Here is a 21799-nt window from a genome sequence, read left to right as displayed (position 1 = left end):
ATCCCCTTACGCCTTGGAATCATAAAAGACATGACGGGCCGTAATCTTCCCGTCCGTTATGTCCATCAGGCCGAACGAATATTGCTTCTCCCGCCGCTTGTCCGTAGGGGAGCCGGGGTTGAACAGCAGAATCCCGTTCTCCCGGCGCATCAGCGGCTGGTGGGAATGGCCGAAGAGGATGCAGTCCACATCCTGGCCTTCAAAAGCCAGCAGCGCATTGCCATCCGTCCCTTTGCGGGAATAGGGGGCATGTCCGTGCACCATCCCGATGCGCATGCCTTCCAGGGTCACAATCTTGCGCTCCCCGAAGCGCTGGATGATGTCATATCCGTCATTGTTGCCGGCGATCCCCTCCACCGGAGCAAGCTGGGACAACATATCGTAGATCTCCATCGCCACCCAGTCGCCCAAATGCAGGATGATGTCCACCTGGCTGAATTCTTCCGTAAGCGCGCGGGGCAGGCTGGCTGCCGAACGTGACAAATGGGTATCCGAGACTACTCCAATCTTCATCTGCTTCAACTCCTACTCCGTGTAATCATGCCCTTAGCCACAGTTAAACGTTACTAATGTTCTGCTAATTGTACGATGTGCACAGAGGATAAGCAAGCAAGAGAGCGGGTAACGCGAGACGGCTTCCTCTACTTCAGCGCAACCCATTCCCCTTGGGCATCCGCCGAGCGCACCTCCGCTTCGACGATCTCCAGCGACTCCGCCGCACTCTCGGGGGTGCACACCACAATAGGCTTGTCATGAATTACCGCATCCAGAAAATAGACCAGCTCCCGGTAGTATCCGGCATCCGGGGAGAGCTCTGCCGTGTATCCCGGCCTATGATTGGGATTCACCTGAAGCTGCGCACCGTCAAACACCAGATTACCCTGTTCAAAATTGACCCGGTACCCCATGTAGAAGCCGAAATCCCCCTCCAGCGTCCAATCGACCTGGGCATTAATCACTTTGCCATCCTCATAATAGTAATGGGTGGAGCAGAGATCATAGCCGCTGCCGGGCAGCACGTTCCGCCCAAGCGTCGATACCTTCTCCGGTCTGCCGAACAGGTAGCTGATCATATCCGTATCGTGAATATGCATGTCCAGAATACTGCCGCCGCTGAGCTTCTCATCCAGGAACCAATCCTTGGGCGCTCCGGAGCCGCGGTAGAAGTACCCCTCGGTCACCTGGCCGAACCGGCCGGATTCCACCGTCTCTTTCAAATACTCATATCCCGGCCAAAAGCGTAGGCACTGCCCGATCATCAGCTTCCGCCCGCTGCGTTCTGCCGTCTCCGCCATTCTCCGGGCTTCTGCCGAGGTTCGGCCCATCGGCTTCTCGCAGAAGACGTGGTAGCCGCGCTCCAGCAGGGAGCAGGCCATTTCAGCATGAAGATACGTGGGAACGCAGAGATCAATGGCATCCAGCTCATTCTCTGCCAGCATCGTCTCAAGCTCCTCATAGAGACGGTAAGCCGTCAAATCGTATACTTCGCGGGCCGTGCTCATATTGCCGTCCGCTTTGCCATCCTTAAGCTCTGCAATCCGCAGGTCACAAATGGCTTTCAGGACAACCGGATAACCCTCTTCCCTCAGCCGTGCATAATTATCGAAATGCATCCGGCCCATGAAGCCGAAGCCGACTAATCCTATATTCAGCATACTGACACCCCTCCCGGGCTCCAAGGCCCATACTGTTCTTGTGCAGATTATTCCACCCTTACCCAGGCACCTTCCCGGCCGGCGGATTCCATCTCAGCCTCAATGATCTCCAGCGAGGCTGCCGTGCTCTCAGGCAGGCAGGTTGACACCGGATTGCCGGAACGGACCGCATTCAGGAAATAGATCCATTCTCTATAGTAGCCGGTATGCTCCGGGAGCTGTGCAACGTAGCCCGGCCTGTCGTTCGGATTCACCCGGACCACACTACCGTCAAACACCAAATTGCCTTGTTCAAAATTGACCCGGTAGCCCATGCTGAAGCCAAAGTCCCCCTCCAGCGTCCAATCCGCCTGGGCATTGATAACCTTGCCGCCCTGATAATAATAATGGGACGACACGATGTCATAGCCGCTGCCCGGCACCACATTCCGTCCGAGCGCCGAGACCTTCTCCGGTCTCCCGAACAAATACTGGATCATATCGGTATCATGGATGTGCATATCCAGCATACAGCCCCCGCTCAGCTCGCGATTGACAAGCCAGCCCTTCGGCGCGCCTGACCCCCGGTAGAAGAAGCCGCCGGTCACCCGGCCGAATCCGCCGCTGGCGACCAGCCCCTTCAGATACTCATAAGCCGGCCAGAACCGCAGGCAATGGCCGACCATCAGCGTCTTGCCGCTGCGCCGCGCCGCGTCCGCCATCCTCCAGGCTTCAGCAGAATACCGGGCCATCGGCTTCTCGCAGAACACATGGCAGCCGCGCTCCAGCAGATAACAGGCCATATCGGCATGAAGGAAGGTAGGCACCGCCAGACAGACGGCATCCAGCTCCTCACCCGCGAGCATATCCTCCAGTCTCCCATACAGGTTATACGCGGACAGATCGTAGGTCTCACGCGCTGTACTCATATTCCCGCCGGATGCTGCGTCCTTCAGCGTCCCGATCTGCGGGTCGCATATGGCGGTTAAGGTCACTCCATACCCCTCTTCGCCGAGCCGGACGAGCTGATCGAAGTTCATCCGTCCCATGAAACCAAAGCCAGCCAGCCCCACCTTGAGCATTGCCGCCATCCCGCTTATCCTCTGGAACCGGAGCGTCCCAGAATGGCATCCATAGATGCAGATGTATTGAAAATAATCTGCTCCGGATGATGCTTGTACGCCGGAATCATCTCACCCGTCACATAACTGTCGTATCCAATCTCCCCGAGCGCCTCCGCCACGGCCGGATAATTCACATCTCCGGCAAGCAGATCAACAAAGCCATGCAGCCCTCCGGCATCGCGGCGGTAATCCTTGAAGTGGACCTTCTTGATCCGGTGGCCCAGAATGCTTATCCACTGCTCCGGGTAGCCGGAATGAACCACATTGCCCACATCCAGATATGAGCCTACATAGTCTGAGCCGGCGGCATCAATGAACGTACGCATTTCAAGCGGCGACAGCAGGAATTTGTTCCACACATTCTCGATCCCGATAGCAACCCCCGCCTGCTCCGCCTCCGCCCCCAGAGCGGATACCGCCTCCAGCGCCCGATCGTATGCCTTGTCGTAGGAGACCACCTCACAGCCGGGAATGAAATCCACGCCCACTGCACCCGGAATTACCAGAATCGTATCTGCGCCCAGGATAGCGGCAAGCTCCAGCTGCTTTTTGCAGATGTCCACGGCCTTCGTCCGGTTGGCTGCGGACTCGCTGGTCATCGCGTACGACCAGTACAGACCAGTGGCTAACCCTGCAATCTCAAGGCCGGTATCGTGGATGAGAGTCTTCAGCTTGATGGCCTCTTTCTCACTGGTTTGCAGCCCCAGCTCCCCGGTCTCATTCAGAGACAGCTCGATGCCGTCGAACCCTGCCGCTTTCGCGATGCGGGCGCATTCCGCAATTTCCATACCTTCAGGAAACGACCAGATATTAATACCTTTCTTCATATGAATCATCCTCTTTTTGTTATTTTCCGTTTTTCAGGAATTTAGATTATAACACTCTGTTTCCCTTGTTATATTTAGATTATAATAGCTATACATCGTGATTGATTTAGGAGATACTGATAACTTTTGGATTATTCCGGTTAACTTTTCGTATAGGAGGATCAGCGATGGCTACACCCCAACCTTCTTATCCTTTAAGACGACAGGTGCCCTCCAGGGAATGGTCGCCTGGAATTCATTACGCTCAGCTGCAGACCCTTGCCCCCTGTACTTTTCCTAGAAGAAGACTGTATGATTTCGAGCTGCTCTACATCCGGCACGGGAATCTTGTAACCCGAATGGATCATCAGGAGTTCCGCTTAAGCTCAGGCCAGCTCATCTTCCTCTCCTCCGGGGTGTATCATCAGAACATCATTGTCTCGGAAGCCGAGACGAGGCTGCTGGGGATTCACTTCGACTTTTTTGGCGAATCCGTCATTGCCCGGGAAGAGGATATGCTGGTCAACGAGGATGACGTATCTGCCGGGAAGTTCGCAGTGGAGGCAGTGACCGCCCCGTTCATGCCGCTGTCTGAAGACCCTGTATACACGCCCTCCCCCGAATGTGTCCTTGCCATGGAGCAGCTTGTCCATGAATTTACGATGCGTCATGCCGGTTACGAATGGGTCTGCCGCGGCTTGATGCTGAACATCCTGGCTTCGCTGCTGCGCTCCCAGAGCTCCCGGCGGCTGGCCAAGGCTTCGGTGCATGAAGAACGGATCAGGGCGCTGATTGACGAAATAGAGCTGCATCCGGCCAGCCGCTGGACTAACCGGTCGATGGCTGCCGCGATGAATATGCATGAGGACCATTTCTCCAAGCTATTCCGCGAGCTTGCCGGGATGCCTCCGGGCGAATATCTCCGGGCCATCCGTCACCGGGAAGCCCGCAAGCTGCTGCGCGAGACGGATGAGTCGGTTGAAGCCGTGGGCGGACGGGTCGGCTATCCGGACATCCATTACTTCAGCCGGGTATTCACAGCGAATGAGGGCATTTCACCGCGTGCCTACCGCAAGCTTTCGCGCATTTTGTAGCCGGATGTAAAAATATAAAAAGGCGGACCAATGGCCCGCCTTCCGGATGCTTGTCCGGTTCACTCGTTGCTTGCTGCCGTCTGCAGCGTAATCAGCAGCGTCTGTCCCAGTGTATCTGCGGTATTGACCCGCAGCTTCACGGTAGGCGACAGCCGGGTAACCTCGATCCGCCCGTCTTTGCTGATGATTCCCGCCGCCGCTTCGTCCAGCTCCAGTTCAATGTACCCCTGGTTCTCCAGCGTCGGATCGGAGATGGCCAGCTTCAGTATTCCGTCCTCCGTATTTTTGCTAATCATTACAGAGGCTTTCTTATTCGAGGTTAAGCCTCCTGCTGAAGTAAGGGCATCCGTCCAGAAATTGTACCCCGTAACGTTAAGCGTGTTCTCCTGCACCGCCTGAACGGTCCGGGTATTGGCCAGCACCGTGACATCGGGCGAAGCGGAATAGGCTTCTGTAGCCTGCCGGCTGGCATTCGGCAGAATGATGTATTCATACCCCCGGTCTGCCGGATTACTGCCATGGTCCATCCACATCGTCAGGAAATAATTCTGCAGCAGCGCGGTGGGTACAGTAGAGGAAGGCGGATTGGCCAGATTGATATCAGACCATCTTCCCTGCTGGATGCCCCGGGTCACCCGCACCGGCGAGTGCTCCGGGAAAATATACCCGATATCGGAGCCTGCCGTATTGCCCTCCAGATGCGCCCAGGAAGGACTTGGTGACTCCTGCTCCGTTACATTTCCGCCCAAGGCCACGCCATCCAGCACGAAGCTGTTCGTATTGTCTTCCTTCAGCTTCCGCTGCTCAATGACCGTCTCGACCGGCAGGTTATCGGTGCTTGTGATGCCTGCGCCCAGTGCAACGATCTCATTGTCAAAAGCAAACCAGGATCTGCGCGCCTGCATTTGCGTGCCGTTCTGCATCAGCTCCATGCCCGTGGCCCCGAAGGTATCCAGTGTGGTTCCGCCTGCCCAGGCATTGGCCGCGACAGACTCGCCGTCGCCGTTCTGATAATTGCTGGCATCCCTCGGGCGGGAGACCACGGTTGTTCCGGGCAGACGGTTCCAGTTCACAGTTGCCCAGAAGCTGCCGGTATACTGCGACAGATCACCATTGTAGAGGTACGTCATTCCGTCGCCGGTGTACCAGCCCTTGGGATTCTCTCCGTTGGTAAGCTCATAGGTGGCAATGCGCTTGGAGCTTTTGCTGACACCAAACAGATAATCTCCGCCCCGGTGCACGCTGCGCGCCATGCCGTTCAGCTCATAGTGCGCCGGAAGGCTGGCTGCGGGCGCAATTGCCGGATCTTCCACCCACCCCTTAATCGTATCCGCCAGATCCAGCGGGAACAGGTAGTAGGATGCCCCCTGGCTGAGCTGGTACTGCACATGATATTTCACCAGGCTTTTGAGTGGAGCGGATAATTCTGCAGGTGCGGTCTGGGCAATCCGGGCGATGCCCGCGAGAATGTTCCTGCCTGAGTAATAGGCATCCGCACCCGGCCTGACAATTGCGCGTCCCCGCGTCATATCGATGGCCTGCCCTTGGTACATCACAGGAGCGAAGCCTTCATCGATCCAGCGGTACACATTGCTTAATTCAGGAACAACCGGCTCCCAGGTGCTTCCGTTCAGCAGGAACAGCAGATTGCCCATTCCCTGAATCAGCACCTCGCCGTAGCTCCCCGTGTAGGCAATCGTGCTGTGCTGCACATACGAGCCGTCCTCATAGAACCCGTCACCGGCTGCAGTGTACTGGAACAGCTCGCTCATCCCGTTCCGGGCCTGAATCAGCCGGTCATAATTATGCTCGACCAGTCCCAGCCGGATCTGAATCAGCATGATGTCGGAGCGGTTCGCCCCGGTCTGGTTGAACGAAGGAGCGGTGATGTCGCCGATGTAATGGTCGATGCTTGCCGTATTCCGCAGAATCTGCTGCGGCGTCAGCTCGTCGTACATCAGGACCAGGATATCGGCCAGCCGGTGGGGAACGCCGATATCCCAATTCCACCAGTTGCCGTATTCCGTACCGGAGTCCGTATACAGGTGATCCAGCATCCAATCCAGCGCCTCCAGCAGATCATCCCGCAGCGCGGAATCATGGTAGAGCGGGGTTCCTTTGGTCTGATAGGCAAGGGCCATGGTCTTCAGCCGGGTATAATGACTGTTAATATATACCGAGTCGCTGGCCGAAGCAGGCAGATCAGCCCACAGCACAGTACTGGAGGGGGTGAGCTGCATCGAATCCCAATAGCCTTGGGCAGCATCCGCACCCGCCTCAAGAATCGGCCGGACCGCCGGATCATTCACATCCAGGGAAGCCTTGCCGGTAAGCGTCTCCAGCCACCGCAGCCTGATCTCGTCATATTCTCCGGGATTATCCGGCTGAGGCGCAAGGACTTCAACCGTCACCGTATCCGCCGCTCCGTCTGCTGCGCTTACGGACACCGCAGCCGTCCCGACGGCAAGCGCCTGCAGGGTTCCGTCTGCCGCCACGCTTACGATGTCCGGGTGATCGGATACCCAGGTCAGCCCTGCATTGGTCGCATCTGCGGGTGTGACAACCGCGCTCAGCTGCAGGCTGCTGTACTTGGGAAGCTGGATGGGAACGGGTGAATACGTAACCGTAACCGCTGTAACCGGAATATACGGAGTCACAACTACCGTTACCGACGCTGACACTGCCGGATCGGCTTGGGATACCGCTGTAATGACTGTAGAGCCAGCCGCTATGCCCGTGAGCTCGCCGGCAGCATTGACCGCAGCCACCGCAGGATCAGCGGAGCTCCAGCTCACCGCCTGATTCGTTGTATCCGCAGGCCCGAATACGGGCTGAAGTGTCCGCTTGCCGGTTACGGCCAGGTTCACTTCATCCGGCAAGGCCATGGACTGCGGCAGCACCTGCCGGGTCACCGTTACAGGAACGGTCAGCGAATAATTGCCCTCATAGGTGCTTACTGTTACAGTAGTGCTCCCCTCGCTGAGAGCATGGACCGTGCCATAGGTCACCGATGCCACGGAAGGGTCCGCCGTACTCCAGACCAGGCGCTGGTCGGAGGCGTCCTGCGGCATGACCGTAACTGCAATATCGGCGCTGGCTGTCTCCGGCAGTTCAAGTGCTGTCACGGAGGAGGTGATTCCGGTAAGCGGCACATAATCCGCGAGCTTCAGGTCATCGACCCGCCACTCGCCCTGCTGGCCGCTCTGATAATACTGATGAAGGTAGACATGTCTGATATTAGACCAGGCGGACGGCAGCGCAGCTTGTCCCGCGTACTGGTCGTTGATGAAATAGGTGACGGTGCGCGCCGGGCTGTCCACGAACATTTTCAACCGGACCCATGTGTTCTGCCCGTAGCTGCCCAGCAGCTCATTGCCCGCTCCCCGGATTTCACCTGCGGTATTGAAGGTTAGAGCGGCGACATTCGTAGTGCTTGTAGAAGGATAAGGGGCATTCAAGCTGCGGAATTGAATCTCCCGGCGGTGCGAGGTGCTGTTCATATAGACCGAGGCTTCAAAAACCAGCTTCCCGGTAAGGCCGGTATCGCCGTTCGCCGTTCCGCCCAGATGATTCCTTCCGGTACTCACATTCTTGGTGTTCGAAACAATGCTAAGGCTATAATCCTCACGCTGGGGAGCATTCTCAATGATGACATAATCGGTATCCGGCGCAGAATTATAGATGCCCCAGCCTCCCCCGACGGAGCCTTTATAGGTAGAGCCGTTATACAGCTTCGTATTCCTGGCATTGCCGCTCTCGTCATAGCTCACATTGACATGGACAGTGCCGGCGGCGGAGGCCGCCGGCCATGGTGCAGCAGGCAGGATGAGCGACAGAATCAGCAGTACCAAGTAGAAACGGCTGTGCCGTCCTTTTAAAGGACGACACCGTTTCAGCGAGAAATATAAGGATAATTTATAGCGTGAAACACATAAATTCTTATATTTCAGGAAAGGACGGAAGATAAACGGCTTGATGCCTGGCCTCATGAACAATTGCATGGCAATCCCTCCAAGAATGATAGTGTTTAAGCCCTAATTCCGCTCACGCTCATACCAATACCCGGGAATCCCCTTCTCCAGGCGCATCAAAGCTTCAAGATAATAATAGTCCCCCCAGATCATATAGCCGTCCGGTCCATAGTCGCCTCTGACATGATAGGAGCCGTGATCCAGGAGACCTTCCGCCTCCTGTGCCATGCCCAGTGAAAGTTCAGCCAGCGCATTCATCGTCCGCTTCACAGCCTGCTCCAGACGCGGACGGAGCAGGTCGTCAGGCGCGAGATGCTCAAGCAGCTCAAGCATACCGCAAGCCGCAATGGCGGACGCAGAGCTGTCCGGGTTCACAGAACCGGCGGCCGGAGCATCGAAGTCCCAATAGACAATGCCGCTCTCCGGTATCCGTTCGATGAAATAGGCGGCCAGGCGCTTCGAGGTCTCAAGAAACTCAGGATCGCCCGTGAAGCGGTATGATAGAGCAAATCCATAGATGCCCCATGCCTGTCCGCGCGTCCAGGTGGACCCGTCGCGGAAGCCCTGATGCGTTCCTCCCCTTAGCGCATTGCCGCTCCCGTCGAAGTAGAAGGTATGATAGGAGGAATCATCCCCCCGCACCAGGAATTTGCGCGACAGCCTGGCTTGGGCGGCTGCAATCCGGGCATACCGTTCATCACCGGTTATCTGGGCGGCCCAGTACAGCAGAGGCAGATTCATCAGGCAATCAATGATAATCCGCCCGCCGTTCTCCGGATCATCCTCCGGCCCCCAGGCCTGGATAAGCCCGGCGGATTCACGCCAGCGGCCCAGCAGATGGTCGGCGGCACGCAGCGCCAGCGCCTTGTGCTGCTCATTTCCTTCCACAATCCAGCCCGCCATTGCAGATAAGCCGTACAGGAAGCCGATGTCGTGATGGTCCAGTGCAAGCTTGTCACTGAGCCGGCGGTCAAAGCTCTCCACTTGGGCATGGGCGTGCTGGCGCAGCGATTCATCGCCGCTGTACTCGTAACAGAGCCAGACGATTCCGGTCCAGAAGCCTTCAATCCAGTCTTCGTTGCTGCCCCATTCATAGTGCTTGCCATTGGAGATATGGGGAAAATCTGTAGGGTGCTGCTCCAGATTGCGTTTGGTTTTGAGCAGAGCGGAGGCAATAGCCTCCTGCCACTTCACGCCTGTTGCCGTTGCTTCTTTCACAAGTCTCATCCTTTCACTGAACCGGCTGTAATGCCCGAGATAAAGTACCGCTGGAAGAACAGGAAGACCGTCACGACAGGAATAAGCGACAATACGGTGCCCGCCATCACCAGTTGGGTCTGTGAGGTGAACTCGCCGTTCAGACTGGCTAAGCCCAGCGGCAGGGTCTTCAGCCGGTCGCTGGTCAGATAGATCAGCGGAGCCTGGAAGTCATTCCATACCCAGGAGAAGGCGAAGATGCCAAGGGTGGCCAGCGCCGGCTTGGCCAGCGGCAGAATGACCCGGGCGAAGATGCCGAATTCATTGCAGCCGTCAATCCGCGCCGCCTCAGACAGCTCCTTGGAGATGCCGGAGAGGAACTGGCGCATCAGGAACACGCCATAGGGGCTGAAGATTTCCAGCACGATCAGCGCCCAGTGGCTGTCCACCAGGCCCAGCTTCTTAATGACGAAATACTGCGGAATCATAATGACCTGATAAGGGATCATGAAGGCCGCGAAGTACATGATGAACAGCCGGTTCTTCCCGGGGAAGTCCAGTCTGGCGAAGGCATACCCGGCGAGGGAGCAGGTAATCAGCTGCCCCAGGGTGACCAGAATGGAGACCTTCAGGGAGTTGAAGTAATACAGCGGAAAGGGAATGCTGGTCCACACCTCAGCATAATTCTCGAAATGGAAATTCTGCGGAATCCACTGGATCGGATACTGAAACACTTCCTCCTGCATCTTAAAAGAGGTGGAGAGCATCCACAGGAAGGGCACGACCATGATCAGGGATATGACAATCATGAGCAGATGCGACAGCGATTTCGGCACTGCCCGGCCTAGTAGTTGACCCATCGTTTCTCCCCCTTGAATTGAACATAAGTGATTACCAGTACGATCAGGAACAGCACAATGGCTTCAGCGGAAGCATAGCCGAAGGCGGAATTGCGGAACGACTGGACGAAGATATCGTAGACGAGCAGCTTCGTGGACCGGCCCGGACCGCCGCCCGTCATGACGTACACAAGATCGAAGGATTTGAACAAATTAATAATGCAGGTGATAATCACGAAAAAGGTGACCGGAGACAGCATCGGCAATGTGATGTTGCGGAAGCGCTGCAGAATGTTGGCCCCGTCAATGTTGGCCGCCTCATACAGCTCCTTGGATATGCCCTGCAGGCCGGCCAGGAACAGCAGCATATAGTATCCGGCCATCTTCCAGGCGGAAACCAGGATAATACTGAACAAGGCCCACTTTGAGCTGACGAGCCATCCGGGCGGCTGGTCCATGAAATTCCCGAGGAACATGTTCAGCGGACCGAGCGTCGGATTGAAGATCGCCTGCCAGACTACCGCTACGGCAATGAATGAGGCGATATGCGGGAAGAAGAAGGCCGCTCTGTAGAGCGAGATCCCCTTCAGCTTCCGGTTGACCAGCAAGGCCAGGGACAGGGAGGCAATGATCACAAGCAGGCAGGAGCCGAACGTGTAGACCAGCGTATTCTGCAAGGCGATCCTGAAGTTATCGTCCCGCATCAGCCGGACATAATTGTCCAGCCCGTTCCATTTCAGCGCATTATAGCCGTCCCATTCCGTGAAGCCGAGCCCAAGCGCCATCACGCTCGGGATGCCGATGAACAGCAGGAACCCCAGCAGATTCGGCAGAAGGAACAGATAGGCCGTCCTGGCCTGCGGATGCATCATCCGCCGCCATAAAGACGCATCCCCGCCTGCAGCAGGCCGCAAGGCCTGCTGCTTGCTAAGCGAGCTTTTATTCAAAGTAGACATCTCACCATCCTCCCCCTGGTATCTATTGAATCTCTTGATCTCTTCTCTTCTTAATGTCCTGAACCGCCTGCTCCGGTGTAATCTCACCCAGCAGCGCCAATTCCCCTTCCTCGGTCACAATCGTGTTCATTTGGGTAATGCCCTTGCGCAATTCGCGTTCCGGCACAGAGGTAATATTGAAGATGGCGTCGAGGTTGACCGCATCGTTAGTGAAATTGTCCTGGTACTGCTTCTTCACACTGTCGGCGGTGGATGCAGGCGTCTGATACTTCGCTACAATCTGCTGCCCTTCCTCACTGGAGATGAAGCTGATCCACTTCTTGGCTTCCTCCGGATGCTTGGCATCAGAGCTTACAGCGTGCACAACCACTGCGGTCATCGTGGTGCCCTTCTTCACCTCAGGCGGGTGCGGAACATAGGTCATTCCCCAGTTGAACGTCAGCTTGTTGTCCTTCTTGTCCTGCTCCAGCATTCCCGGGAACCATGTGCCGGTCACCACCATCGCATATTTTCCGGTGAGAAAAGCAGTTCTGTAATGGGCATTCGTCGCCTTATTCTCGGCAATGGAAGGCTGGGCCCCGCTGTCCGACAGCTCCTTGCGCAGCTTGAGGCCCTGCACGTAAGGGGTCAGATCATCACTATAGAGCGAAGCGCCGAGCTGCTGACCATAGACGTACCAGGTCTGCGGCCAGTCCGGCATGAAGGAGCCGTAGATCTTGTCCTGTCCGCTCCCGCTTGTCATCTGCTTCGCCAGCTCCACATATTGCTCCCAGGTCAGATCATCTCCGGGATAAGCCACTCCTGCACGGTCGAACAGATCCTTGTTATAATAGAGCGCCCAGCCGTCTGAACGGAAAGGCAAGCCATACAGCTTATCGTTAATTTTCAGGCCGTCTAGGGAAGCCTCAACACCCGCAAGCGCCGTGCTGTCAGCAGCGGCCAGTTCATCGAGCGCCAGCGCGCGTCCCGAGGAGGCCAGCTTGTAATACTCATCCAGACTCTTGAAGGCGAAAGCGTCAACCTCACCGCCGCCGGTCAGCGTAACCGTCAACCGTTCACTGTAGGTATTGGCATCGCTTTTGGTGAAATCCACGGTAATGCCCGGGTTCTTCGCTTCAAAGGCCTGGGCCAGCTCATCGTACATCCGCTCCGAGGCGCTGTCATTCCAGAGCATAAATTTAACCGCAACATCCTGTTTGGGTGCTGAAGTCCCCGCCGTGGTGTTATCCGTGTTGTCCGAGCCGCAGCCTGCCAGAAGCACCGCGCCTGCCGTCATTCCCATCAAAGGCTTTATCCAATTCCTCATGCTTGTCGTCCCCCCAAGATCGTTTGTGTAAGTGTTTCTCACTTGATGTAAATATAATGGAGTTTGCGGCCGTTGTCTTTGCACCTGATTCAGTAGAATTGTTGTTATCCTCATATAAAATAAATGATGAATGCGCTTTCTGTAAGTTACATGTTCATTTTCATAACATAACTATAACATATGCATAGAAAAGAAGAGAAGCTATCCAATAGCTCCCCTGCGACTGTTCCAATGTTCAGTTTTGTATTCTGATTCACAGATTATCCGCGATATTCGGACGGAGTCTGTCCGGTCATTTTTTTGAAAACCTTCGAGAAGTGGCTGAGGTTATGCAGTCCCACCTTCTCGGCAATCTCCTGGACACTGCCTTCCCGGCGCATAAGCAGCTCCTTGGCCTTCTCTACCCGCAGACGGGCTACGTAGGCCATGGGCGTCTCCCCCGTCTGCTCCTTGAAGACCGTAGCGAAATAATTCGGATTCAAATGTGCGGCATCGGCCAGGCGTCCCAGTGTCAGCTTCCCGGCATAATGCTCCTGTGCGTACCGGAGGGCAGCTTCCACATCCACCGTTACCGGGCGGTCCTTGTCCGGCATTACCGTTCTCAGGGCAGCCGATATCCGCTCCAGGAATTCCCCGGCGGTGGCGCAGGAAGGAATGCGGCCGATAGCCTCTGCCCATACAGCGGTATGCTCACGCTCCAGATATTTGCCCGGAAGATTCCGCATCAGCAGCAGGGTAAGCGCCTGGATCAGCCGCTTCGGATGAATGCTGCGCCGTTGTGCGTCCTGGAGCAGCTCATCCAGACACTCCATGATCGCATTTACGTTCCCCACGGCCAGCAGTGCAATCAGCTGATCCGTCTGGCTGCCAGTAAGCGCCGGTGCAGCCAGCTGATAGACACGCTTATGCTCATATTCCACCGCATGATTCCAGCCCGTGTAGAACAGGTCGGCCTGCAATTCCTCGGCCTCCCGGTACGCCCGCTCCCACTCCCCCGTTCCAGCCACTCTGGAGCTGATCAGAATGCCCGTATCCTCGTAACGCTCCAGCAGAAGATGCGGCACTTCTATCTCATCCGCGATGATGAGATGCACCCGTTGCTCCGCATCGACGAATAACCGCCGCTCGGCGATGATGTCCGGGTAAGGGAATCCCTCCAGCCAGGCGTGAATATCCGTCTGTTCCCAGGCATCCCGGTTAATCAGCATGATGACCCACCGCCAGCCGCCGCCTTCCTGCGCACCCGGCTTGAACTGCTTCAGCCAGGCCGAGGGTGACTGCATCTCCAGTATCCGCAGCTCCGGCTGAAGGGCACCGCCAGACCTTAAGCTTGTGCCGCCGTATTGCCCGGTTGACCCATAGAATGTGTTATGAAGCCGCTCCAGACAGTGCTCAATCTCGCCGGACGACAGATTCAGCTTGTCCAGATACTCAAATACGCCGTACCGGATACCCTGCTTAGCCAGTTCAAAATCAGTATGGCTGCTCAGAATACATATCAGGACAGTCTGCGATATCTTGCGGATGCCGGCAATCAGCTCCAGCCCGTCGATCCCCGGCATGCGGATATCAGTTATGACTACATCCGGACGGAGCCGGATGAACATGTCGAGCGCATCGCTTCCATTGCCCGCCTCCCCCACAATTTCGAACCCGTATTCCGTCCAGGGCACCGTCCTCAGCAGCGCTTCCCGGATCAGCCATTCATCCTCCACCAGCATCGTTCGTATTGCCATGTTCCTCCTCCTTCAATTGACTGCCTCCGCCCGTTTACTGCCGTTTGGGCAGTGTAATCTCCACCTGTGCCCCGGCACCCGGACGGCTCTCGAAGTGTAAAGTCCCGGCACCGCCGAAGTACAGGGCAATGCGCTGCCGGATATTGGACAGCCCGATCCCGGAATATGCACGCGGATGGCCTGCACTCTCCCGGTCCAGGTCTGCATCAAGCGGCCGGCTGGCTGTACCGCTTCCGTTGTCGGTTACTGAAATGGTAAACATAGCGGACACATCGTAGGCCTGAATCCAGATATGAATCGCTTCCTCGCCGCTCATCCCGTGATAGATGCTGTTCTCTACCAGCGGCTGCAGGGTGAAGCGGGGAATATGCTGCCCAAGCAGGGCATCCGGGACATCAATCATTACATGGATCCGGTCCGGATAACGGATCTGCATGATGGTCAGGTAATGCTGCAGCGCGTCCAGCTCTTCCTCAATGGTGACAAGCGGATGCTCGGGATAGATTTTGGATGACAGGAAATAACCTAACGCATGAACAACCTCGCGGATCTGCTCCGTCTGGCCGCGCAGCGCCAGCCCGCTGACGACCGCCAGCGTATTCTTGATCATATGGGGATGAATCTGCGACAGCAGCGCGTCCAGCTCAGCCTGCAGCTTCTGCTGCTGCTCCACCTCCATGCGTTCCTGCAGCTCCTTCAGATCCGAGGTCATGCTCTGAAAGGAGCGCTGGAGCAGGTCCAGCTCCGGATCGGTGCGGATCAGCGGAAGATGCGTCCACTCCCCGGAACCGATCTTCCTCATCACCCGGACCATATGCTTGATCGGCCGCAGAATCCGCCCGGTGAACAGATGCCCGAGCAGCACCGAAAGGGCGACACACAGCCCGATGACCAGCAGCATAAGGTTGCGGATCTGGCCAAGCTCTGACAGGAGACTGCGGTAAGGAACCTCTTCGACGACAATCCAATCGTTCAGCAGCCTGGCGGAAATATAGATCGACTTGTTCATGCTCTCCCCGCCGTTCAAGGTTCCGGCGCCCTTGCTGTAGGATGCCCTGAGCGCTTCCTCAAGAATGGCTTCAGGCACAGCCGGACCCGGGGACGCGTAGACTCTCGTACCATCCGGCCTCATAATAATAAACCGGTTATTTATCGCCATGTCGCCCACCAATGAGTTCAAGGAGCCGGTGATTATTATTTTGCCCCATTCTATACCGGTCGCAGGGTCAATATATCCGGCCTCATAGGACAGCATAGGCTCCGGTGCGCTTGACGGATCAAAAGGAAGATGCGGGGCTGCCCATACAAACCGGCCGGCTCCTCCCGCCTTCAGCACTTTCATGAATTCCGCGTTGCCCTCCAGATAATCGGCCAGTCTCGTACCGTCTGCCCCCCAACTGGTGAACACTTTACGGTTATACCCGTAGATCACAACGGACGGTGTCTCCTCGAACCGGGAGAAGACCAGCTTGCTCACTAACTGGTTGAACAGGTCCCATTCATGGATATAGCGCTTCAGATCATCCGGCCTGGACAGCGGATCAAGCATCTGGCGCAGAGGCTCCTCCTGCACGAACGACCCGGCCAGAAGCTGATACATGGCCAGCTCGCTGTCCACGGAGGCCACCGTCTGCTCCAGCATCCGGGACTGGATCTCTACAGCCTGATGAGTAATCGAACGCTTCGAGGCATCATATCCGGCCCAGCCGATTACCAGCATGGGAAGCACGCCGAGCAGCAGCAGCATCAGAATCAACTTGGAACGCAAGGTACGTCTGGTAACTTCAGCGCCCACCACCTGCCACCTCCTGTAGACGGCTTAAATACATTTAGTATCATTCATCCGGGCACAAACTTCAACAAAAAACGACAGGAAACGAGCACACCCGCATGAACGCACGGCCGCAGCATCCGTAAAGCCTTACTTGAGCTACAATTATACTAGAACCCCGTACAGGGATATTTAGCGGATCAAGAGATTAATTGCATCATTCCGGTAAGACGCAAGCTTCACCCGGGTAACTCAAAAAATGGCCGGGAGCGCTGTAAACAGCAGCTCCCGGCCATCCTTTATAGTACAGTCCTCACTCCTGCCAGTTCCACAGCCGGACTTCGCCTACCTGCAAATGGCGGGCCCACGAAGCTTCGCGCAGCTTCAGCAGCTCTTTGACCGGTCCGGTGACAACGGCTCCGTAGAGCTTCACGCCGTTCCGCTCCAGATAAGCCACGGAATCATCGAGCTGATTGATATGCGCCGCTGACCGGGTTATCCTGGGATGCTCTTGCAGCAGCTTAAGCGTCTTGATGAAATTGGCATCCCGCAGTTCGCCGCTCCCGTATGCCTCAACGGAAGGCGACACGCTGCTGTAGGTGGATACGGAGCTGAACCAGCCTGTTTTTTCCTTGGTGACCTCTGATCTCTTCATATCATCTGCGTGCCAGATGGGATCATAGGGAAAGCCCAATGGATACAAAATTACACCTTCACGGACTTCGGCCCCGGTATCGGCCCCGAACCAGACCGGCTGAAGATTCAACGGCTCCAGCTGCTTCAGCAGCTCATCAGTCGTATACAGACGGTCCAGCGACAGATAAGCCTCGGCAACTGTGCCTTCAGGCAGCTTCGTCAGCCTCTTCCACTGATTGCTGTCATCTCCTCCCCCATCAGTGCCCTCCGCAGATGGATAATAGAATAATTTTCCGGAACCGCTTCGCTCATCCATCCAGTTATACTTACCTATATTGGCCAGCCCCAGAAGAAATTTCTGGGTATAATTTCCGACCTGTATTCTCTCGCTGCCCACCTGCTTCAGCACATTGCCGGATAACTCCATCCGGAAAAAATTATGCACATCCGCTGACAGATGCACCGTGGTGTTAGGGCGGGTAACGGCAATCGCTGATGACACCACATCACGGTAGGTATCGATGCGGTCGCCGGTGTTGTAGAAGACTGTTGTAATAATGCCGCTGATGACCGTAAAGATCAGGACCGCCGACAATACCGTCCAGGTGTTAGTGATCCGTGCTCTCCATTTGCCCCGGCGGATGATCTGCTTCTCATTCTTTTTTCTGTTTTTCTTCTGTGATCCCGAAGCCGCGTCCTCCGTCCGGTCCGTCCGGGTCCAGCGCCCGTCTGCCTGATCCTCTCCCTCCATCAGCTCATCCAGCGCCTCCTGATAGGCCTCAAGCTTAGCAAGCTCGCGCTCCACTTCCTCACGCTCTTCCTCCGGCAGGGTGCCCTCATTGTACCGGCGCAGCTTCTCTTTGATGTCGTCATTCATGCTCATTCCTCCTCCGATCCGCCTCACGCAGCTTCTGCCTGGCGCGGAATACGAGTATCTTGTATTGGGACAAGCCCACCTCCATAATGTCAGCGGCTTCCTTATAGCTCAGCCCGTGAACGTCATGCAGCAGCAGCGCATGACGCTGCCGCTCCGGCAACAGACTGAGCGCCCGCGCGGCTTCCTCCCAGCGTTCCTGCCTCAGCAGGGTGCCCTCCGTCGTCTCCGGATGGGGCAGGCTGCTGAAATAAGCGCCTTCCTTCGCCACACTCCGCTTCTCCTTGCGCGTGTAATCAATGAAGGCATTGTAGGCCACCCGGAACAGCCACGGCTTGATCCGCTCCTCCCGGCAATCCTCCAGATACAGATAAGCGCGGTAAAAGGTCTCCTGCATCAAATCTTCAGCCGCGTGATGGTTCTGGCAGAGGGAGCGCAGATAACGGTAGATATCGGCCACATATAACTTATATAGTTCATCCAGCGAATTCTTCTCCATCTCCTTCCCCCTTACTCCATCCACGGATGAGCACGCGAAAAGTTACACTTCTGCACGAAATTTCCTTTATACTTTGGAAGCCTAAACAAGTTTGTCCTAACGTGTGAACCATATGTAATTATCTTAGCACCGAATGTATGTTGTTTTCCGCATACATTCGGGCCATATGCCTGCGTGCAAGCCTTCAGCCGCATTCAGCAACAAAAGGGAGCCTCGCGGCTCCCTCAAGTAACTGCTATTCCGCCCCGTTCCCCGGCGGTTCAATAAAAGCCGATGCTGGCCGAAGCATCCTTCATCCATTCCCGTTTGCGGCCCTTGTCCAGCTCGCCGCGCATCCCGCGCACCAGAAGCTCCACATCGGCGGTGCCGCTCTCATGCCACTCCAGGGCAGCGCTGACATACAGCTCACCTAGCTGCGTCAGTGAGAAGTCTCCCGTCAGACGCGCCGCCGTGGCCGTGCCTTCATCCCCCGCGAAGGTGGAGAAGCCGCGGAGCTGCAGGTATTCGAGCCGCAGCGCTTCGCTCGGCATCTTGATCTCATAGGCCCGGTCGAAGCGCCCGGCGCGGTTCATGAGGCCCGGGTCGATTTTGTCCGGGTAATTGGTGGTGCCGATCAGGAAGATGCCCTCCTTGGAGGTGGCCCCGTCCAGTGTGTTGAGGAAGAAGGAGCGGACCTCCTGCGGCATGGAATCAATATCCTCGATCACCAGCACCATCGGCGCCAGCCGCGCCGCCGCCTCGAACACCTCATTCACCGATTCGCTGCTGGTATATTCGGTAATCTGCCAATAGAGCACAGGTCCCGGCACGCTCCCGGCAATGGATTTGACCAGTGTGGTCTTGCCGTTGCCCGGATGCCCGTAGAGCAGAATCCCCCGCTTGTACGGGATGTCATAGGTGGCGTAGAAGCTGCGGTCGCTGTCAAAAAACTGGTCGAGCGAGCGGTAAATTTCTTTTTTGATCGCAGCATCCATCACGACCTCATCCCGCTTGACCGCGCGCGTAATGGGCTCATCCTCACGGAAAATGCCGTTGCGCCGGTCAGTGAACACCGTCACCTTGTTGATATTCTGCTCCCGCTGACGCTTGCGCACATTGCCGAGGAAGCACTGCAGCTGCTCATCCGATGCGGCAAACACATAATCCTGGAAGTTAATCCCGTTCTCCTGGAACACCGGAACCCGCGCCAGGGCAACGCCCATGGCCGGATAGGCCAGCACATTGTTGCGGACCGACAGATGAATGTGGTACTCCGGCTGCTCCTTCTCATCGTCGAACACGAAGGTCCGGTCCTCCAGCCGGTCAAAAATCCGCGCCACATGCTCCACCCCGGCATTCCCGCTCTGCACATCATTCTCCAGCAGCTTCCAGTATTCACTGTTCGGGTCATCGCTGGCGTACAGCTCATAACGGACACCGTAACGGGCGTAGAGGGCCTCCAGAATGCCGTCGACCAGACGGGCGTATACATCATAGCCTTTGATAATTCCGGTTCTGTCTTCATCATATGCATAGATCACAGCCGGTTTCTTGTTCTCCTGCTCCATCCTTATTTCGTCCCCTTTATCGCTGCGAGCGGCTTGCACTTGGCCACCACGGCAGCCAGGCCGGCGCCCGTAACGCTTTCTATGATCTCATCTACATTCTTATAGGCTTGGGGAGATTCGTCAATGATAGATTCCAGGGAACGCTGGTTCACCACAATCTCTTCACTCGTCCCCACCTTCATCGACCGCGAGAATTCCTGGACAGTCACCAGCTTCTTCGTGGCTGAACGGGAGCGGATACGGCCGGCACCATGGCAAATGGAATAATAATTCTCTTCCCCGCCGGGCTGGCCGACCATGATATAGGAGGCGGTGCCCATCGAGCCGGGAATCAGCGCCGGATGTCCGGTTGCCGCGTACACACGCGGATTGTCCGCATGGTCAGCGGGCAGCGCGCGGGTCGCCCCCTTGCGGTGCACGAACTTGGTGCCTGCGGAGGTGTTCTCTTCCCAGGCATAATTGTGCATCAGATCGTAGAGGGTGCGCAGCTCGCATTTCGGGCCGAAGACGTCACGGAAGCCTTCACGGACACCATAAGCGATCAGATGGCGGTTCACCACCGCATAATTCAGCGCCGAGTACATCAGATTAACGTAACGCTGTGCCTGCGGATGCGCCAGCGGCGCATAGATCAGGCGCGGGTCGGCGCTGCCCAGCCCAAGCTGGCCCATGACCTTGGCAAAGGCCGGGGTGCAGAACTGGTTGACCAGTCCTCCCCAGGCCCGGGAGCCGGAGTGGATCATCACAGCAATCTGCCCGTCCTGAAGCCCCCAGGCTTCCGCCACCTTCCGCTGGTCCTCCGCAATCTCAATCGCCTGGATCTCCACGAAGTGGTTGCCGCCGCCAAGGGTTCCAAGCTGGCGGTGCCCCCGGTGCCAGGCCATGTCCGGCAGCTCATTCAGAATCTCTTCGTCGAAGCCGAGTCTGGCAATCTCCACATGGGACAGCGCACTGGACTTCTTCGGAGTGTAGCTGTCAGGAACATATTTGTTCGGCAGGCCGTGCAGTCCCTTGCGCACCACATTCTCCAGCCGGATGTCGCTGTAATAGCCGCGCTCCTGGGCCTCCATCGGGAGATACCGCTCGATGGCGCGGACCAGCTTGCGGCGCAGCTTCACCTCGCGCAGATCGTCCACATGCAGATTGGTCAGATGCACCCGCATCCCGCAGCCGATGTCGCTGCCGACAATGGACGGCGACACATAACCTGAATCTGCGTCCCAGACTGCCGTTGTACCGATGCAGGTTCCGACGCCTACATGCACATCCGGCGTGTAGCTCATATATTCGATGCCGGGAATCTGCAGATTGTTGTTAGCCATTTCCAGGACCTTATAATCCAGCGAGCCGAACAATTGCTCACTGGCGTATACCTTGAGGTCGCCGCCCGGAAGGGCTACCTCATGTTTATAACGGGACATCTCTCCCGCTTGTTGCTTCATGCTATTCATATATGGGTTCATTTCCTCTCAGTTTTCGTTTGTAAGTGTTGAATATCGATTTTTCCAGGTACAACAAAAAGAGCCGCAGATCCATTCCGATCCACGGCTCCCGGAGTGCTGTGCACAGCTTCCCGATGAAGCATGCGCATGTTCAAAGCACACCTGTATCCAATTGTGACCATAGCGGCAAAACCGCAGATTATGTCTTCCGGACGAAGGCGATGAGATCAGATCGTTGATATGCGGTTGTCATGTGACTGCGGTGTGTTCTTCTGGCATTCATTCCAATCATGACCCATCGGCCTCCCTTCGCTAAATGATAAACCCAATATTAAATGGCATCGCTGCCGGTTGTCAACCCTATTTC

At 56.4% G+C, this 21799-nt stretch carries 16 protein-coding genes; 1 reads left to right on the top strand and 15 read right to left on the bottom strand.

All coding sequences use genetic code 11. The features are described from left to right. Positions 1 to 6: 6 nt before the first annotated feature. From MHI24_RS23110 to MHI24_RS23095, 4 genes are all read right to left on the bottom strand, one after another. Entirely contained in the window at positions 7 to 513 is a 507-nt protein-coding gene (locus MHI24_RS23110) for a metallophosphoesterase (protein WP_340021864.1), read from the bottom strand. Between the two features lie 128 nt (positions 514 to 641). Then, on the bottom strand, positions 642 to 1655 hold the full coding sequence (locus MHI24_RS23105; protein ID WP_340021863.1) for a Gfo/Idh/MocA family oxidoreductase: 1014 nt from the start codon (positions 1653 to 1655) through the stop codon (positions 642 to 644). A gap of 47 nt (positions 1656 to 1702) precedes the next feature. Then, positions 1703 to 2725, bottom strand: coding sequence for a Gfo/Idh/MocA family oxidoreductase (locus MHI24_RS23100; protein WP_340021862.1), 1023 nt, complete (start codon positions 2723 to 2725; stop codon positions 1703 to 1705). 5 nt (positions 2726 to 2730) lie between these two features. Beyond that, the gene (locus tag MHI24_RS23095) at positions 2731 to 3585 is read right to left on the bottom strand and encodes a sugar phosphate isomerase/epimerase family protein (RefSeq protein WP_340021861.1); all 855 of its coding nucleotides are present in this window, start codon (positions 3583 to 3585) and stop codon (positions 2731 to 2733) included. Positions 3586 to 3752: 167 nt separating this feature from the next. Between MHI24_RS23095 and MHI24_RS23090 the strand changes: the two genes are divergently transcribed. Further along, on the top strand, positions 3753 to 4658 hold the full coding sequence (locus MHI24_RS23090; protein WP_340021860.1) for an AraC family transcriptional regulator: 906 nt from the start codon (positions 3753 to 3755) through the stop codon (positions 4656 to 4658). 59 nt (positions 4659 to 4717) lie between these two features. On the opposite strand, the gene MHI24_RS23085 is transcribed toward MHI24_RS23090, so the two are convergent. The 11 genes from MHI24_RS23085 to MHI24_RS23035 all read right to left on the bottom strand — a co-directional run bounded on the left by MHI24_RS23085 (position 4718) and on the right by MHI24_RS23035 (position 21441). After that, positions 4718 to 8509 carry a polysaccharide lyase family 8 super-sandwich domain-containing protein gene (locus tag MHI24_RS23085; RefSeq protein ID WP_340021859.1) on the bottom strand — a complete coding sequence of 1264 codons (3792 nt, stop codon included), beginning with the start codon at positions 8507 to 8509 and terminating at the stop codon, positions 4718 to 4720. Positions 8510 to 8692: 183 nt separating this feature from the next. Continuing rightward, entirely contained in the window at positions 8693 to 9847 is a 1155-nt protein-coding gene (locus MHI24_RS23080) for a glycoside hydrolase family 88 protein (protein WP_340021858.1), read from the bottom strand. A 5-nt stretch (positions 9848 to 9852) separates the two neighbouring features. Continuing rightward, the gene (locus MHI24_RS23075; protein WP_340021857.1) at positions 9853 to 10686 is read right to left on the bottom strand and encodes a carbohydrate ABC transporter permease; all 834 of its coding nucleotides are present in this window, start codon (positions 10684 to 10686) and stop codon (positions 9853 to 9855) included. Beyond that, on the bottom strand, positions 10671 to 11621 hold the full coding sequence (locus tag MHI24_RS23070) for a sugar ABC transporter permease (RefSeq protein ID WP_340021856.1): 951 nt from the start codon (positions 11619 to 11621) through the stop codon (positions 10671 to 10673). Before MHI24_RS23070 ends, MHI24_RS23075 begins: the two co-directional genes overlap by 16 nt. A gap of 22 nt (positions 11622 to 11643) precedes the next feature. Continuing rightward, on the bottom strand, positions 11644 to 12927 hold the full coding sequence (locus MHI24_RS23065; RefSeq protein WP_340021855.1) for a sugar ABC transporter substrate-binding protein: 1284 nt from the start codon (positions 12925 to 12927) through the stop codon (positions 11644 to 11646). Positions 12928 to 13187: 260 nt separating this feature from the next. Further along, a complete protein-coding gene (locus MHI24_RS23060) occupies positions 13188 to 14663 on the bottom strand; it encodes a helix-turn-helix domain-containing protein (RefSeq protein ID WP_340021854.1) in 1476 nt (491 codons plus the stop codon). Positions 14664 to 14697: 34 nt separating this feature from the next. Next, positions 14698 to 16458 carry a sensor histidine kinase gene (locus MHI24_RS23055; RefSeq protein WP_340021853.1) on the bottom strand — a complete coding sequence of 587 codons (1761 nt, stop codon included), beginning with the start codon at positions 16456 to 16458 and terminating at the stop codon, positions 14698 to 14700. A 289-nt stretch (positions 16459 to 16747) separates the two neighbouring features. After that, positions 16748 to 17947, bottom strand: coding sequence for an anti-sigma factor (locus MHI24_RS23050; RefSeq protein WP_340021852.1), 1200 nt, complete (start codon positions 17945 to 17947; stop codon positions 16748 to 16750). Beyond that, on the bottom strand, positions 17940 to 18443 hold the full coding sequence (locus MHI24_RS23045; RefSeq protein WP_340021851.1) for a sigma-70 family RNA polymerase sigma factor: 504 nt from the start codon (positions 18441 to 18443) through the stop codon (positions 17940 to 17942). Before MHI24_RS23045 ends, MHI24_RS23050 begins: the two co-directional genes overlap by 8 nt. A gap of 260 nt (positions 18444 to 18703) precedes the next feature. After that, entirely contained in the window at positions 18704 to 19990 is a 1287-nt protein-coding gene (locus MHI24_RS23040; protein ID WP_340021850.1) for an AAA family ATPase, read from the bottom strand. A 2-nt stretch (positions 19991 to 19992) separates the two neighbouring features. Next, positions 19993 to 21441: an RtcB family protein gene (locus MHI24_RS23035; protein ID WP_340021849.1), complete on the bottom strand. Its 1449-nt coding sequence runs from the start codon at positions 21439 to 21441 to the stop codon at positions 19993 to 19995. Between the last annotated feature and the right edge of the window lie 358 nt (positions 21442 to 21799).

Origin of the sequence: Paenibacillus sp. FSL K6-1096 (genome assembly GCF_037977055.1) — a bacterium.
In the GTDB taxonomy this organism is placed as follows: domain Bacteria; phylum Bacillota; class Bacilli; order Paenibacillales; family Paenibacillaceae; genus Paenibacillus_AQ.
This window is presented reverse-complemented; position numbering and strand designations above follow the sequence as displayed.